At 59.6% G+C, this 14911-nt stretch carries 14 protein-coding genes; 5 read left to right on the forward strand and 9 right to left on the reverse strand.

The genetic code is table 11. The features are described 5' to 3' along the window. Positions 1-243 precede the first annotated feature (243 nt). From BFQ00_RS18775 to sdhC, 4 genes are read right to left on the reverse strand one after another with little or no spacing between them, the layout of a single operon-like run. The gene (locus tag BFQ00_RS18775; protein WP_003172807.1) at positions 244-948 is read right to left on the reverse strand and encodes a succinate dehydrogenase iron-sulfur subunit; all 705 of its coding nucleotides are present in this window, start codon (positions 946-948) and stop codon (positions 244-246) included. An 11-nt stretch (positions 949-959) separates the two neighbouring features. Then, positions 960-2732, reverse strand: coding sequence for a succinate dehydrogenase flavoprotein subunit (gene sdhA / locus BFQ00_RS18780; RefSeq protein ID WP_065884233.1), 1773 nt, complete (start codon positions 2730-2732; stop codon positions 960-962). A 3-nt stretch (positions 2733-2735) separates the two neighbouring features. Further along, positions 2736-3104 (reverse strand): succinate dehydrogenase, hydrophobic membrane anchor protein, encoded by a 369-nt coding sequence (gene sdhD, locus BFQ00_RS18785; RefSeq protein ID WP_065884231.1) that lies wholly within the window; start codon positions 3102-3104, stop codon positions 2736-2738. Next, positions 3098-3472, reverse strand: a complete 375-nt coding sequence (sdhC, locus tag BFQ00_RS18790) for a succinate dehydrogenase, cytochrome b556 subunit (protein ID WP_065884229.1) — start codon at positions 3470-3472, stop codon at positions 3098-3100. The genes sdhD and sdhC overlap by 7 nt, the downstream gene beginning before the upstream one ends. 365 nt (positions 3473-3837) lie before the next feature. On the opposite strand from sdhC, the gene gltA reads away from it, so the two are divergent. Beyond that, complete coding sequence (gltA, locus tag BFQ00_RS18795) at positions 3838-5127, forward strand: citrate synthase (protein ID WP_012723087.1); 1290 nt, start codon at positions 3838-3840, stop codon at positions 5125-5127. 251 nt (positions 5128-5378) lie between these two features. Here gltA and BFQ00_RS18800 read toward each other — a convergent pair whose 3' ends face one another. The 3 genes from BFQ00_RS18800 to BFQ00_RS18810 form a co-directional block, all read right to left on the reverse strand. Beyond that, on the reverse strand, positions 5379-7037 hold the full coding sequence (locus BFQ00_RS18800) for a cation acetate symporter (protein ID WP_032889152.1): 1659 nt from the start codon (positions 7035-7037) through the stop codon (positions 5379-5381). Further along, entirely contained in the window at positions 7034-7345 is a 312-nt protein-coding gene (locus BFQ00_RS18805) for a DUF485 domain-containing protein (RefSeq protein WP_057014105.1), read from the reverse strand. The genes BFQ00_RS18800 and BFQ00_RS18805 overlap by 4 nt, the downstream gene beginning before the upstream one ends. 253 nt (positions 7346-7598) lie before the next feature. Further along, positions 7599-8450 carry a glycine betaine ABC transporter substrate-binding protein gene (locus BFQ00_RS18810; protein ID WP_065934366.1) on the reverse strand — a complete coding sequence of 284 codons (852 nt, stop codon included), beginning with the start codon at positions 8448-8450 and terminating at the stop codon, positions 7599-7601. 332 nt (positions 8451-8782) lie between these two features. Between BFQ00_RS18810 and BFQ00_RS18815 the strand changes: the two genes are divergently transcribed. Then, positions 8783-10336 carry a glycoside hydrolase family 17 protein gene (locus BFQ00_RS18815; protein WP_065934367.1) on the forward strand — a complete coding sequence of 518 codons (1554 nt, stop codon included), beginning with the start codon at positions 8783-8785 and terminating at the stop codon, positions 10334-10336. Positions 10337-10413: 77 nt separating this feature from the next. On the opposite strand, the gene BFQ00_RS18820 is transcribed toward BFQ00_RS18815, so the two are convergent. Further along, entirely contained in the window at positions 10414-10794 is a 381-nt protein-coding gene (locus BFQ00_RS18820) for a hypothetical protein (RefSeq protein WP_065894782.1), read from the reverse strand. Positions 10795-11029: 235 nt separating this feature from the next. Between BFQ00_RS18820 and BFQ00_RS18825 the strand changes: the two genes are divergently transcribed. Further along, on the forward strand, positions 11030-12328 hold the full coding sequence (locus BFQ00_RS18825) for a serine/threonine protein kinase (RefSeq protein ID WP_057722697.1): 1299 nt from the start codon (positions 11030-11032) through the stop codon (positions 12326-12328). Further along, complete coding sequence (locus tag BFQ00_RS18830; protein ID WP_065884221.1) at positions 12321-13109, forward strand: MlaA family lipoprotein; 789 nt, start codon at positions 12321-12323, stop codon at positions 13107-13109. The genes BFQ00_RS18825 and BFQ00_RS18830 overlap by 8 nt, the downstream gene beginning before the upstream one ends. Positions 13110-13164: 55 nt before the next feature. Here BFQ00_RS18830 and BFQ00_RS18835 read toward each other — a convergent pair whose 3' ends face one another. After that, entirely contained in the window at positions 13165-14079 is a 915-nt protein-coding gene (locus BFQ00_RS18835) for a DUF808 domain-containing protein (RefSeq protein ID WP_065934368.1), read from the reverse strand. Positions 14080-14214: 135 nt separating this feature from the next. Between BFQ00_RS18835 and BFQ00_RS18840 the strand changes: the two genes are divergently transcribed. Continuing rightward, on the forward strand, positions 14215-14820 hold the full coding sequence (locus tag BFQ00_RS18840) for a TetR/AcrR family transcriptional regulator (RefSeq protein WP_065934369.1): 606 nt from the start codon (positions 14215-14217) through the stop codon (positions 14818-14820). Positions 14821-14911: the final 91 nt, after the last annotated feature.

Consider the following 14911-nt stretch of genomic DNA (forward strand, 5'->3'; position numbering starts at 1 on the left):
TGGGGACACCACCGGCGAAAACACCGAGTTTGCTTGCAAAAGGCCAAGTGCAGCGACCAGAACAAGCCACTAGGATCACGCTGATAGTTCGGGTACCAACCCGAATGCCCCTGCTTGTCTCATTTCTTCAAAATAAGAGCCGCGGCTTTGTAAGTCGCTGCTCAAGTTAAAACTACGGCGCCGGTTGAAGCCTGCGCCGCAGCATTTACGGGCACAACGGTCCTGCTTTTACTGCAACGTCAGTTACACGCCGCTCTGCAGCAGCATGTTACGGATGTGACCAATGGCCTTAGTCGGGTTCAGGCCTTTGGGACATACGTTGACGCAGTTCATGATCCCGCGGCAGCGGAATACGCTGAACGGGTCATCCAGTGAAGCCAGACGCTCGGACGTCTTGGTGTCACGGCTGTCTGCCAGGAAGCGGTAGGCTTGCAGCAGCGCAGCCGGGCCCAGGAACTTGTCCGGGTTCCACCAGAAGGACGGGCACGACGTCGAGCAGCAAGCGCACAGGATGCACTCGTACAGGCCGTCGAGTTTTTCGCGCTCTTCCGGGGACTGCAGACGCTCGATGGCCGGAGCCGGCGTGTCGTTCTGCAGGAACGGCTTAACTTTCTCGTATTGCTTGTAGAAGATGCTCATATCGACGACCAGGTCACGGATAACCGGCAAACCTGGCAGTGGACGAACGATCAGCTTGTTGCCCTTGACCACGGCCGACAGCGGCGTGATGCACGCCAGGCCGTTTTTGCCGTTGATGTTCATGCCGTCGGAACCGCACACACCTTCACGGCAAGAGCGACGATAGGAGAAACCTTCGTCCTGCTCTTTGATCAGTGCCAATACATCCAGCACCATCAGGTCTTTACCGCCGGTATCGACCTGGAATTCCTGCATGAACGGCGCGGCGTCCTGATCAGGGTTGTAGCGATAAACACTGACTTTCAACATGGCAGCCACCCTTAGTAAGTCCGAATCTTCGGTTCAAACGTCGGCACCGTCTTCGGCGAGAAGTTCACGGCACGCTTGGTCACGCGCTTGTCACCCGGGAAGTACAGGGTGTGGCACAACCAGTTCTCGTCGTCGCGGTCTTCAAAGTCTTCACGGGCGTGAGCACCACGGGATTCCTTGCGAACCTCGGCGGCGATCGCCGTCGCTTCAGCCACTTCCAGCAGGTTCTGCAGCTCAAGGGCTTCGATCCGAGCGGTGTTGAACGCCTGGCTCTTGTCGTTGATCTTGACGTTGGCGATGCGTGCGCGCAGGTCGGCCAACTGGGCGATACCCTTCTGCATGTATTCGCCGGTACGGAACACACCGAAGTAGTTCTGCATGCAGCTTTGCAGCTCGCGACGCAGGGTTGCCACGTCTTCGCCGTCAGTGCGCTCGTTCAGAGCGTTCAGGCGCGCCAGGGCGGCTTCGATGTTGGCGTCGGTGGCGTCATCGTATTCGATGCCGTCGGTCAGGGCTTTTTCCAGGTGCAGGCCGGCAGCGCGGCCGAATACCACCAGGTCGAGCAGCGAGTTGCCGCCCAGGCGGTTGGCACCGTGAACCGATACGCAAGCCACTTCGCCTACCGCGAACAGGCCGTGAATGATCTCGTCCACGCCTTCGGCATTCTGGGTGATGGCCTGGCCATGAATGTTGGTCGGCACGCCGCCCATCATATAGTGGCAGGTCGGAACCACCGGAACCGGAGCAACCACCGGGTCAACGTGAGCAAAGGTCTTGGACAGCTCGCAGATACCTGGCAGACGGCTGTGCAGCACTTCTTCGCCCAGGTGATCGAGCTTGAGCAGCACGTGGTCGCCGTTCGGGCCACAGCCGTTGCCGGCGATGATCTCTTTAACCATCGAACGGGCCACAACGTCGCGACCGGCAAGGTCTTTCGCGTTCGGAGCATAACGCTCCATGAAACGCTCGCCGTGCTTGTTGATCAGGTAACCACCTTCACCACGGCAACCTTCGGTCACCAGTACACCGGCGCCGGCGATGCCGGTCGGGTGGAACTGCCACATTTCGATGTCCTGCACCGGCACGCCTGCACGCAGGGCCATGCCGACGCCGTCACCGGTGTTGATCAGGGCATTGGTGGTGGACGCGTAGATACGGCCTGCACCGCCGGTCGCCAGGACAGTCGCCTTGGCGCGGATGTAGGTGGTTTCACCGGTTTCGATGCAGATGGCGATCACACCGACGAACTCGCCCTTGCCGTTCTTCACCAGATCGACAGCGTAGTACTCGTTCAGGAACGTGGTACCGGCTTTCAGGTTGCCCTGATAAAGGGTGTGCAGCAGCGCGTGACCGGTACGGTCGGACGCGGCGCAGGTACGGGCAGCCTGCCCGCCTTTACCGTAATCCTTCGACTGGCCGCCGAATGGACGCTGGTAGATACGGCCTTGCTCGGTACGGGAGAACGGCAGACCCATGTGGTCCAGCTCGAACACCGCAGCCGGGCCTTCCTGACACATGTATTCGATAGCGTCCTGGTCACCGATGTAGTCGGAACCCTTGACGGTATCGTACATGTGCCAGCGCCAGTCATCGTTCGGATCGGCGGAAGCGATGGCGCAGGTGATGCCACCCTGGGCCGATACAGTGTGCGAACGCGTCGGGAACACCTTGGTGATCACGGCGGTCTTGTGGCCACCCTGGGCCAGCTGCAGCGCAGCGCGCATGCCGGCACCGCCGCCACCAATAATGATGGCGTCGAATGAAATAGTTGGAATGTTAGCCATGAATCAGATACCCCAAAGAATCTGCACACCCCAGACGAAGTAAGCGAACATCGCGATGCCGCATACTGCCTGGAAGAGGAAACGGACTGCGGTCGCGGACTTGCCCAGCGCCATTGGCGTCAGGTAGTCGGTCGCGATGGTCCACATGCCGACCCAGGCGTGAGCGCCCAGGGCGACAAGGGCCAGCAGGCTGAAGATTCGCATCGCATTGTGGGCGAACAGGCCGTGCCACTGCTCAAAGCCGATGCCCGGGTTTGCGACGAGGTATCCGATCAGGAAAATGAAATAAGCCGCGAGAACGACCGCAGACACACGCTGTGCCATCCAGTCATAGAGGCCCGAACGCGACAGATTCGTTACGCTGGTTACCATATCCAAACTCCTGCCAGAACGATCAGCACCACGGAAATGGCGATGATGATTTTCGAGCCCAGGCGGCCGCCTTCCAGCGTCTCACCGATACCCGCATCCATGATCAAGTGGCGCACGCCGGCTACCAGGTGATACAGCAGAGCGGACAGGAGGCCCCATGCTACGAACTTGGCCAGCGGGCTGGTCAAGGTTGCCTTCACCTCGGCAAAACCTTCCTCGGAACCCAGGGATTTGCTCAATGCGTAAAGCATGATGCCCAGGCCCAGGAACAGGATGATGCCGGAAACACGGTGCAGGAACGACGTAACGCCGGTGATGGGGAGTTTGATGGTCCTTAGGTCTAGGTTTACAGGTCGTTGGCTATTCACGGCTTTTTTTCACACTGAAGAGCCCCTAACAATCAGGGCAAAGTTGTTGGGGAGTGCGACTGGTCAGGTAAGCACCACCCAGGGAGTGCGACCCCCAATGAAAGCAAGCCCAAAAGCCCTTGGCGGTCGGTGGCCGAGTATAGACAGTTAGGTTACTAATGACAACGCGCACACCTCACCCTAATAGCTGATTGCGCTGACGGGATAAAAGGCGTAAATGGCAGGCAATTTCGACGAAAAAGTACGGTTAAAGCCTTCTGGAGCAAGACTTTAGGCAAATTGACATCTGAATTTATCTCACTATAGTGGTGCGGGCCCTGCGTGGGGGGTCTGTCTGATGATTTGAAGCATAAATAGGAGGCCACATGGCTGACAAAAAAGCGCAGTTGATCATCGAGGGCGCAGCCCCCGTCGAGCTGCCCATTTTAACCGGCACCGTTGGTCCCGATGTTATCGACGTACGGGGCCTGACGGCCACGGGCCGTTTCACTTTCGACCCAGGCTTCATGTCGACCGCCTCTTGCGAGTCGAAGATCACCTATATCGATGGCGATAATGGCATTCTGCTTCACCGCGGCTACCCGATCGAGCAACTCGCCGAACAGTCGGACTATCTGGAAACCTGCTACCTGCTGCTAAATGGCGAATTGCCAACAGCCGAGCAGAAAGCCCAGTTCGTCAGCACCGTGAAGAACCACACCATGGTTCACGAGCAGTTGAAGACCTTCTTCAACGGCTTCCGTCGCGACGCCCACCCGATGGCCGTCATGTGCGGTGTGGTCGGCGCCCTGTCGGCCTTCTATCACGACTCCCTGGACATCAATAACCCGCAGCATCGCGAAATTTCCGCGATCCGCCTGGTTGCCAAGATGCCGACCCTGGCCGCAATGGTTTACAAGTACTCCATGGGCCAACCCATGATGTACCCGCGCAACGACCTGACGTACGCGGAAAACTTCCTGCACATGATGTTCAACACGCCGTGCGAGATCAAACCGATCAGCCCGGTGCTGGCCAAGGCCATGGATCGGATCTTCATCCTCCACGCCGACCACGAACAGAACGCCTCCACCTCTACCGTACGTCTGGCAGGCTCTTCGGGTGCCAACCCGTTCGCCTGCATCGCCGCCGGTATCGCCGCACTGTGGGGCCCTGCCCACGGCGGTGCGAACGAAGCCGTATTGACCATGCTCGATGAAATCGGCGATGTCTCGAACATCGACAAATTCATCGCCAAGGCCAAGGACAAGAACGACCCGTTCAAGTTGATGGGCTTCGGTCACCGGGTCTACAAGAACCGCGACCCGCGCGCCACCGTCATGAAGCAGACCTGCGACGAAGTGTTGAAGGAACTGGGCATCAAGAACGATCCGCAACTCGAACTGGCCATGCGCCTGGAAGAGATCGCCCTGACCGACCCGTACTTCATCGAACGCTCGCTGTACCCGAACGTCGACTTCTACTCGGGGATCATCCTCAAGGCGATCGGCATTCCCACCAGCATGTTCACCGTGATCTTCGCCCTGGCGCGGACCGTGGGCTGGATCTCCCACTGGAAGGAAATGCTCTCGAGCCCGTACAAGATTGGCCGCCCGCGCCAGTTGTACACCGGCTACGAGTCGCGTGATATCACCAAGCTGGAAGATCGCAAGTAAGCAATTAGCTGCAAGCTGTACTGAGAACGGCCTCCCTTAGTGGAGGCCGTTTTTATTTGTGTCGCCTGAGCTGGCCTCATCGGGGGCAAGCCCCCTCCCACACTGGATTGGGTTCACACATCTGAACCTGTGAATGCAGTCAAATGTGGGAGGAGGCTTGCCCCCGATGAGGCCAGCCCAGGCACCACAAATCCCCAGACAAAAAAATACCCCAGCCTTTCGACCGGGGCATTTCTTATCCCTCTAAAAGCTTAGTGGTTAACCGCCCCACTCGCCCCCAGGCCCGTCTGCGAACGCACAAACTGCGGGAAGTACAGCGCACGCTCTTTCTCCGCCGCCGCCGACTTGTCGGTGATGGAGAAGAACCAGATACCGACGAACGCAATGATCATCGAGAACAGTGCCGGGTACTCGTACGGGAAGATGGCTTTTTCATGGTGCAGGATCGAGACCCAGATGGTCGGACCCAGCACCATCAGGCCCACGGCACTGACCAGGCCCAGCCAGCCACCAATCATGGCGCCACGGGTGGTGAGGTTTTTCCAGTACATGGAAAGCAACAGTACCGGGAAGTTACAGCTGGCGGCAATCGAGAACGCCAGGCCGACCATGAACGCAATGTTCTGGCTTTCGAACAGAATCCCCAGGCCGATAGCCAACACCGCCAGGGCGATGGTGGTGATCTTCGACACGCGAATCTCGTCCTTCTCGTTGGCCTTGCCTTTCTTGATCACGCTGGCGTACAGGTCGTGGGACACCGCCGAGGCACCTGCGAGCGTCAAGCCGGCAACCACCGCAAGGATGGTGGCGAAGGCCACGGCCGAGATGAAGCCCAGGAAGATACTGCCGCCCACCGCGTTGGCCAGGTGCACCGCCGCCATGTTGTTGCCGCCGAGCAGAGCACCGGCCGCGTCCTTGAACGCCGGGTTGGTGCTGACCAGCAGGATCGCGCCAAAACCGATGATGAACGTCAGGATATAGAAGTAGCCGATAAAGCCGGTGGCATACAGCACGCTCTTACGCGCTTCCTTGGCGTCACTCACCGTGAAGAAGCGCATCAGGATGTGCGGCAGGCCCGCAGTCCCGAACATCAGGGCAAGCCCCAGGGAGAACGCCGAGATCGGATCTTTCACCAGGCCGCCGGGGCTCATGATCGCTTCACCTTTAGGGTGAACCTTGATCGCCTCGGAGAACAGCATGTTGAAGTCGAAGTTGACGTGCTTCATCACCATCAGCGCCATGAACGAGGCACCGGACAGCAGCAGCACTGCCTTGATGATCTGTACCCAGGTGGTCGCCAGCATGCCGCCGAACAGCACGTACATGCACATCAGGATGCCCACCAGGATCACCGCTACATGGTAATCGAGGCCGAACAGCAGTTGGATCAGCTTGCCCGCGCCGACCATCTGCGCGATCAGGTAGAACGCCACCACCACCAGCGAGCCACAGGCCGACAGGCTGCGGATCTGGGTTTGCCCCAGGCGATAGGACGCCACGTCGGCAAAGGTGTACTTGCCCAGGTTGCGCAGGCGCTCGGCGATCAGGAACAGAATGATCGGCCAGCCCACCAGGAAGCCGATCGAGTAGATCAGGCCGTCATAGCCGGAGGTGAACACCAGCGCGGAAATCCCCAGGAAGGACGCGGCCGACATATAGTCGCCGGCAATCGCCAGGCCGTTCTGGAAACCGGTGATCTTGCCGCCGGCCGCATAGTAGTCGGCCGCCGAGTTGTTGCGCTTGGAGGCCCAGTAGGTGATGCACAACGTCGCGCCGACAAAGGCCACGAACATCAGGATCGCTGCAATATTCAGCGGTTGCTTGTGCACTTCACCGGTCAATGCATCGGCCGCCCAAACGGCGGGCGCAAAGACTGAAGCGCCGAATACAGCCAATAGACGACGGATCATTGCGCAGCCTCCTTGAGAATCGCATTGTTCAGGTCGTCGAATTCGCCGTTGGCGCGTCGTACATAGATGCCGGTGAGGATGAAGGCCGAGACAATCAGCCCGACCCCGATGGGGATGCCCCAGGTGATGGATGAACCAGGGCTGAGCTTGGCCCCCAGCACTTGGGGCCCGTAGGCGATCAACAGGATGAATCCGGAGTAAAGCCCTAGCATGATCGCCGAGAGAATCCAGGCGAACCTTTCCCTTTTCCTGACCAGCTCCTTGAAACGCGGGCTGTTTTGAATCGAGAGGTAAATGCTGTCGTTCATTGTTTTTATCCTCGCAGCACAGCTTTTTTATTATTGGAACATGGCCACTGTATGCGGCTGCGGAACAGGTTCCAGACGACCTTAGTCTTAGATCGAGTGTAGCGAGGGATTGTGAGAACGCAGGAAGATTTGCGGGGGACAAAAATCAATGTGGGAGGGGGCTTGCCCCCGATAGCGGTGGGTCAGTCAAAATAGCTGTGACTGACATGCCGCAATCGGGGGCAAGCCCCCTCCCACAGGTACATCGGGGAATTTACTTAGCGGTCCACTCGGCTACACGCTCAGGGTGCTTGGCGACCCAATCCTTGGCCGCTGCGTCCGGCTTGGCACCTTCCTGGATCGCCAGCATGACTTCACCGATTTCATCCTTGGAGGCCCACTGGAATTTCTTCAGGAAAGCCGCCACTTCCGGCGCTTTCGCCTCCAGGCCCTTGCTGCCGATGCTGTTGACGGTTTCAGCAGCACCATAAACGCCTTTCGGGTCATCCAGGAAACGCAGTTTCCACTTGGCGAACATCCAGTGCGGCACCCAACCGGTGACCGCGATGGAATCCTGCTTGTCTTCGGCACGGGTCAGTTCGGCGATCATTGCGGCGCCCGAACTGGCTTGCAGTTTGTAGTCGAGCCCGTATTGCTTGATGGCCTCGTCGGTCTTGAGCATCACGCCTGAACCGGCGTCGATGCCGACGATCTTGTTTTTGAAGGTGGTGTCGGTCTTGAGGTCTTCGATGGACTTGGCCTTGACGTACTCCGGCACGATCAAGCCAATTTTCGCATCCTTGAAGTTGGGGCCGTAGTCGACCACCTTGTCCTTGTTCTTGGTCCAGTATTCGCCGTGGGTCACCGGCAGCCAGGCGGACAGCATGGCATCGAGCTTGCCGGTGGCCACACCCTGCCACATGATCCCGGTGGCGACCGCTTGCAGCTTCACGTCATAGCCGAGCTTTTGCTTGATCACTTCAGCCGCCACATGGGTGGTGGCCACGCTGTCGGACCAGCCATCCACATAGCCGATGCTCAGGGTTTTGCTGTCGGCACTGGCCAGTGTGGAGCCCATCGCAACTACCAGAGTGGCAGCTGCGCCCAAGAGTCGTCGCATCTTCATATTACTTCCCCGAAAGTGCTGCGCCCGACGAATGCCGAGCGACGTCAACCTGTTTTTATACGGTGCACCGCGCCCCCTTCACGCGCATCGATCCGGTCGCTGAGGCATCAGTGGAGTACTGACGGTTTTATCATCAACCTGCCGAGGCCTTTACCCTGCTCTGTCAGCGACCTTGGTTGAGCAGGAAACGACATCACATCGCCAGCAGGACGTTTTGTAGGAGTTATCGCCAGAATCACGCCCGAAGTTTGCATGTCAAAATTATGCAGCCGCACTGGCACGCGCCAAATCCGGGTAAGATGCGCGCCTTTGCTCTCCCAGATAAGCCGACCATGCCCGCGACTGCCCGCTTCCCCGCCCTGCCCTATTTTCTTGCTTTGATCCTGGGTGTGCTCGCCCTTGTCGGCTACTGGTATGGCCTCGGCCGGCCGGTGGTGCTGCCGGATGTAGCGAGCGCCAGCCACAAGCTGCAATGTGCGTCCTATACGCCGTTCGACAAGGACCAATCGCCGTTCGACCAGCCCTTCCAGCTGCGCCCCGAACGCATGGACGCCGACCTGGCCCTGCTGGCCACACGCTTTGAATGCATTCGCACGTACTCCATGACCGGCCTCGAAGCGTTGCCGCAGATGGCGCGCAAGCATGGCCTGAAGGTGATGGCCGGGGCCTGGGTGAGCAGCGACCCGGTAGCGACTCAAAAGGAAATCGACGAGTTGATCACGGCCGCCAATGCCAACCCGGACGTGGTGACCTCGGTTATCGTCGGCAACGAGGCGCTGTTGCGCAAAGAGGTCACCGCTAGACAGCTGGTGACGCTGATCCAGACCGTCAAGCGCCAGATCAAGCAGCCGGTCACCTACGCCGATGTGTGGGAATTCTGGCTGCAGCACCCGGAAATCGCCCCGGCGGTGGACTTCCTGACCATCCACCTGCTGCCGTACTGGGAAGATGAGCCATCCGGCATCGACCAGGCGCTCAAGCATGTAGGCGATGTACGCCAGACCTTCGGCCACAAGTTCGCGCCCAAGGACATTCTGATCGGCGAAACCGGCTGGCCCAGCGAAGGACGCCAGCGCGAAACCGCCGTGCCGAGCCGGGTCAATGAAGCCAGGTTCATGCGCGGCTTTGTCGCCATGGCCGAAGCCAATGGCTGGCGCTACAACCTGATTGAAGCCTTTGACCAGCCGTGGAAACGCGCCAGTGAAGGGGCCGTGGGCGGTTATTGGGGGCTGTTCGATGCAGACCGCCAGGACAAGGGCATCCTCGCAGGGCCGGTGACCAATGTGCCGTACTGGCCGCTATGGCTGGGCGTCGGCGGGATGATTCTGTTGGGGACGTTGGTACTGGGCGGACGAGTCCGTACAACCCGCGCGGCCCTTGCACTGCCATGGCTCGGTGCGATCGCGGCGTGCTCTATCGGCACCTGGGCTGAACTGACCCGCGTGACTGCTCGTTTTAATGATGAGTGGGTGTGGGCCGGCTTGTTGCTGGTATTGAACCTGCTGGTACTGGCCCACGCCGCACTGGCGCTCGGCGCCCGTGATGGCTGGCGTGAGCGGGCGTTCAACTGGCTGGAGCAACGGGCAGGCTGGCTGGTGGCGATTGCCGGGTTTGCCGGCGCTGTGATGATGCTCGCGTTGGTGTTCGATCCGCGTTATCGAAGCTTCCCGAGCGCGGCACTGGTACTGCCGGCCCTGGTGTACCTGGTGCGCCCGGTGACCGGGCCGCGTCGGGAGATTGCGCTGCTGGCCTTTATCATCGGTGCGGGCATTGCGCCGCAGTTGTACCGTGAAGGCTTGTTGAATCAGCAGGCTTGGGGGTGGGCGGTGGTGAGCCTGCTTATGGTTGTGGCTTTGTGGCGTTGCTTGCGGGTGCGCAGGGCTTAACACCCCACCCTGTAGGAGCGAGCTTGCTCGCGAAGAACGCCAGTGCAACGCGGGGCCTCAGACTCCCCGCGTTATCATTAACGATTCTCGCGAGCAAGCTCGCTCCTACGGACCAACCGCAACCCCGCAATCACCACCGCAAACACCGCAAACGTAGTGTTGTACAACGCCAACGCCGGCAACCCGAACACCAACCCCAACACCGCCAGGCCCCAGCCCGCACGGCCCGGCACGCAAAACCCCAGCACCGACGTGATCAACGCCGCCCAACCCAGCACCTTGAAATGAATCATCAACCCCAGGTTCGAACGCACCTGGCATTCCCAGCGGCTGGCTTCATCAGCACAAATGCCGACCCACTGCCCATCCTCCATAAAGCCATACCGCGCGGCATAACTGGCCGCCAACCATAATGGCAGGGCGATAAGCAGCAGGATCAATGGCAAACGACGGGACATAGGGCACTCCGATAGGCAAAAACGGCGCTCAGCTTAATCCCCCGGCGGCCGTTAGCAAGGTGTCTGCGCAGATATCTGTTCATCAATGCGTGGCAAAGTGTATCGTCTGCCAGCTATTACTCCGATTCCGACGTTTTTTTCCGACTTTTCGTGCCGAAGGCTGGCACTTCGGTGGCAACGCGGTGGTCATAGCCTGCGAATTTCATTCAGCACCTTTCCTCTTAGGGATCAAGTCATGCTCCGTTCCTTGCGCTGTGCTGCCTTGCTGGGCAGCCTTTTTTTGAGTGCGTCAGCACTGGCCGTCGATATCGACCAGGCCAGCTATGGCTACCCTTTGACGAACCCGTTCGAAGCGACCATTGCCACCACTCCACCCGATCTTCGGCCCACGTTGCCGACTGACGACGAGATCAATCAATCCGATTACACCTTGAACATGCGTCCCGAGCGCGAGTTCAGCCTGCCGGACAACTTCTGGGCGGTGAAGAAACTCACCTACCGCATCGCCAAGCAGGACCGCGCCGCGCCGTTGATCTTTCTGATCGCCGGTACCGGTGCGCGCTTCGACAGCAGCATCAACGAATACCTCAAGAAGCTGTATTACCAGGCCGGCTACCACGTGGTGCAGTTGTCATCGCCGACCAGCTTCGACTTCATCAGCGCCGCATCGCGCTTCGCCACCCCGGGTATCACCCAGGAAGACGCCGAAGACATGTACCGCGTGATGCAGGCCGTGCGCGCGCAGAACGCTTCGTTGCCGGTGACTGATTTCTACCTCACCGGCTACAGCCTGGGCGCCCTGGATGCCGCCTTTGTCAGCAAGCTCGACGAAACCCGTCGCAGCTTCAACTTCAAGAAAGTGCTGCTGCTCAACCCTCCGGTCAACCTCTACACGTCGATCACCAACCTCGACAAGCTGGTCCAGACCGAGGTCAAGGGCATCAACAACACCACCACCTTCTATGAACTGGTGTTGAGCAAGCTGACCCGCTACTTCCAGCAAAAGGGCTACATTGACCTCAATGACGCCCTGCTCTACGACTTCCAGCAGTCCAAGCAGCATCTGACCAACGAACAGATGGCCATGCTGATCGGCACCTCGTTCCGCTTCTCGGCTGCCGATATCGCCTTTACTTCGGACCTGATCAACCGCCGCGGCCTGATCATCCCGCCCAAATACCCGATCACCGAAGGCACCAGCCTCACGCCGTTCCTCAAGCGTGCCCTGCAGTGCGACTTCGACTGCTACCTCACCGAACAGGTGATCCCGATGTGGCGCGCCCGTTCCGACGGCGGCAGTCTGCTGCAACTGGTGGACCAGGTGAGCCTGTATGCGCTCAAGGACTACCTGCACGCCAGCCCGAAGATCGCCGTGATGCACAATGCCGACGACGTGATCCTTGGCCCGGGCGATCTGGGTTTCCTGCGTAAAACCTTCGGCGATCGCTTGACCGTCTACCCGCTGGGCGGCCACTGCGGCAACCTCAATTACCGCGTCAACGCCGACGCCATGCTGGAGTTCTTCCGTGGCTAAATATCTTCTGCTGCTTGCCGCACTGATGTGCGCAGGCGTGGCCAATGCCGACAACAGCAAGGCCCACGAACCGGTCAAGGTCGATGCCGACGGCTTCAAGGAGCCGCTGACCAAGCTCAAGTTCAACGCAGGCCTGGACCAGCGTGAATTCGAGCGCTCGTCGCTGACCGCGCTCAACGTGTATGACCCGCTGGAGTCGTGGAACCGCCGCGTTTACCACTTCAACTATCGCTTCGACCAGTGGGTGTTCCTGCCGGTGGTGGACGGTTACCGCTACGTTACCCCAAGCTTCCTGCGCACCGGCGTGAGCAACTTCTTCAACAACCTGGGCGACGTGCCCAACCTGTTGAACAGCCTGCTGCAACTCAAGGGCCATCGTTCCCTGGAGACCACCGGACGCCTGCTCGTCAACACCACCATCGGCATCGCCGGCCTGTGGGACCCGGCCACCGCCATGGGCCTGCCGCGCCAGAGCGAAGACTTCGGTCAGACCCTGGGCTTCTACGGCGTGCCCGGCGGCGCCTATGTGGTGCTGCCGATCTTCGGCCCGTCGAACCTGCGCGACACCGGTGGCCTGCTGGTGGACTACACCGCCGAGTCGCAGATCAACTTTCTCAACGTCTCCGAAGTCAGCTCCAACCACCCGGAAATCTGGGCCCTGCGCGCCGTGGACAGGCGCTACCAGACCAGCTTCCGCTATGGGCAGATGAACTCGCCATTCGAGTATGAGAAGGTGCGCTACATCTACACCGAGTCGCGCAAGTTGCAGATTGCCGAGTAAACGACACACACAAAAAAGGCCATTCAATCGAATGGCCTTTTTTATGCCTGTTACTTCATGCCCTGAACGCTTTCCAAACCTTGCCGACCACGCTGACCACGGCCAACACCACAGCCCCTGCAATAATCCCCGCCACCGCATTCAACAACGTCGGCATCAACCACGCCAGCGCCCCGCTGTTCTGGCTCACGGTTTCGATCCAGTGATGCACCACCGGCACGCCATGGGTGAGGATGCCGCCGCCGACCATGAACATCGCCGCCGTACCGATCACCGACAGGCTCTTCATCATGTAGGGCGCTGCACTGAGGATGGCGCCGCCGATACTGCGTGCCACTTGGCCCGGTTTCTGTGTCAGCCACAGCCCCAAGTCATCCAGCTTGACGATACCCGCCACCAGCCCGTAAACGCCGGCGGTCATGACGATGGCGATGCCCGACAGCACGATCACCTGCTGCGTCAACGCCGCATCGGCCACGATACCGAGGGTGATGGCGATGATTTCGGCCGACAGAATGAAGTCGGTACGGATCGCCCCTTTGATCTTGTCCTTTTCGAAGGCCACCAGGTCGGTCGCCGGGTCGGCCACCGCTTCGGTCAACTGCGCGTGTCCGGCCTGGTCTTCAGCCTTGCTGTGCAGAAATTTGTGCGCGAGTTTTTCGAACCCTTCGAAACACAGGTAGGCGCCGCCCAGCATCAACAGCGGCGTCACCGCCCAGGGGGCGAAGGCGCTGATCAACAGTGCGGTCGGCACCAGGATCAACTTGTTGACGAACGAGCCCTTGGCCACCGCCCACACCACGGGAATTTCCCGCTCGGCGCGCACGCCGGAGACTTGCTGGGCATTGAGCGCCAAGTCATCGCCGAGTACACCCGAAGTCTTCTTCGCCGCCATTTTTGTCATCAGTGCAACGTCATCGAGTACCGCGGCGATATCGTCGAGCAAAACCAACAAGCTGCTTCCTGCCATGAATCGGGTATCCGTTGAGTGAGAGATGAGGCGAGCATAGCGCGGCGCACTGCTGAGCGGGCACATTGTTGAGGCGCGCGGATGGCCGGTGCTACCATGCGCAACCGCCTGTACCGGCAAGGAAATCTCTGGTTTATGAGCAGCATTCGCGAGCGCAACAAAGAAAAGATCCTGCGGGCGGCGAGCGAGGAGTTTGCCGACAAGGGCTTCGCCGCGACCAAAACCAGCGACATCGCCGCCAAGGCCGGGCTGCCCAAGCCCAACGTCTACTATTACTTCAAGTCCAAGGACAACCTCTACCGCGAGGTGCTTGAGAGCATTATCGAGCCGATCCTGGCCGCTTCCACGCCGTTCAACCCCGAGGGCGATCCCAAGGAAGTGTTGAGCAACTATATCCGCTCGAAAATCCGCATCTCCCGCGACTTGCCGTTTGCTTCCAAGGTGTTCGCCAGCGAAATCATGCACGGCGCGCCGCACCTCAGCGCCGAGCAGGTCGAACAGCTCAATGCCCAGGCCAGGCACAATATCGACTGCATTCAGAACTGGGTGGAGCGCGGCCTCATCGCGAAGATCGAGCCTAATCACCTGATGTTCAGTATCTGGGCGGCGACCCAAACCTACGCGGATTTCGACTGGCAGATCTCGGCGGTGACCGGTAAGGCCAAGTTGGATGAGGCCGATTATGAGGCGGCGGCGCAGACCATTATTCGGTTGGTGCTCAAGGGGTGTGAGCCGGACTGATAGACCGCAGTGCCTGTGCCAATCGGGGGCAAGCCCCCTCCCACATTTGACCGCATTCTCAAAGTGAACATCGGTGAAGTGTGGGAGGGGG

It is taken from the genome of Pseudomonas sp. 28 E 9 (genome assembly GCF_900004785.1).
Classification (GTDB): domain Bacteria; phylum Pseudomonadota; class Gammaproteobacteria; order Pseudomonadales; family Pseudomonadaceae; genus Aquipseudomonas; species Aquipseudomonas orientalis_A.

Coding starts and splice junctions, on each gene's coding strand:
- BFQ00_RS18775 (WP_003172807.1), bottom strand. CDS start 948: ATGTTGAAAGTCAGTGTTTATCGCTACAACCCTGATCAGGACGCCGCG.
- sdhA (WP_065884233.1), bottom strand. CDS start 2,732: ATGGCTAACATTCCAACTATTTCATTCGACGCCATCATTATTGGTGGC.
- sdhD (WP_065884231.1), bottom strand. CDS start 3,104: ATGGTAACCAGCGTAACGAATCTGTCGCGTTCGGGCCTCTATGACTGG.
- gltA (WP_012723087.1), top strand. CDS start 3,838: ATGGCTGACAAAAAAGCGCAGTTGATCATCGAGGGCGCAGCCCCCGTC.
- BFQ00_RS18800 (WP_032889152.1), bottom strand. CDS start 7,037: ATGATCCGTCGTCTATTGGCTGTATTCGGCGCTTCAGTCTTTGCGCCC.
- BFQ00_RS18805 (WP_057014105.1), bottom strand. CDS start 7,345: ATGAACGACAGCATTTACCTCTCGATTCAAAACAGCCCGCGTTTCAAG.
- BFQ00_RS18810 (WP_065934366.1), bottom strand. CDS start 8,450: ATGAAGATGCGACGACTCTTGGGCGCAGCTGCCACTCTGGTAGTTGCG.
- BFQ00_RS18815 (WP_065934367.1), top strand. CDS start 8,783: ATGCCCGCGACTGCCCGCTTCCCCGCCCTGCCCTATTTTCTTGCTTTG.
- BFQ00_RS18820 (WP_065894782.1), bottom strand. CDS start 10,794: ATGTCCCGTCGTTTGCCATTGATCCTGCTGCTTATCGCCCTGCCATTA.
- BFQ00_RS18825 (WP_057722697.1), top strand. CDS start 11,030: ATGCTCCGTTCCTTGCGCTGTGCTGCCTTGCTGGGCAGCCTTTTTTTG.
- BFQ00_RS18835 (WP_065934368.1), bottom strand. CDS start 14,079: ATGGCAGGAAGCAGCTTGTTGGTTTTGCTCGACGATATCGCCGCGGTA.
- BFQ00_RS18840 (WP_065934369.1), top strand. CDS start 14,215: ATGAGCAGCATTCGCGAGCGCAACAAAGAAAAGATCCTGCGGGCGGCG.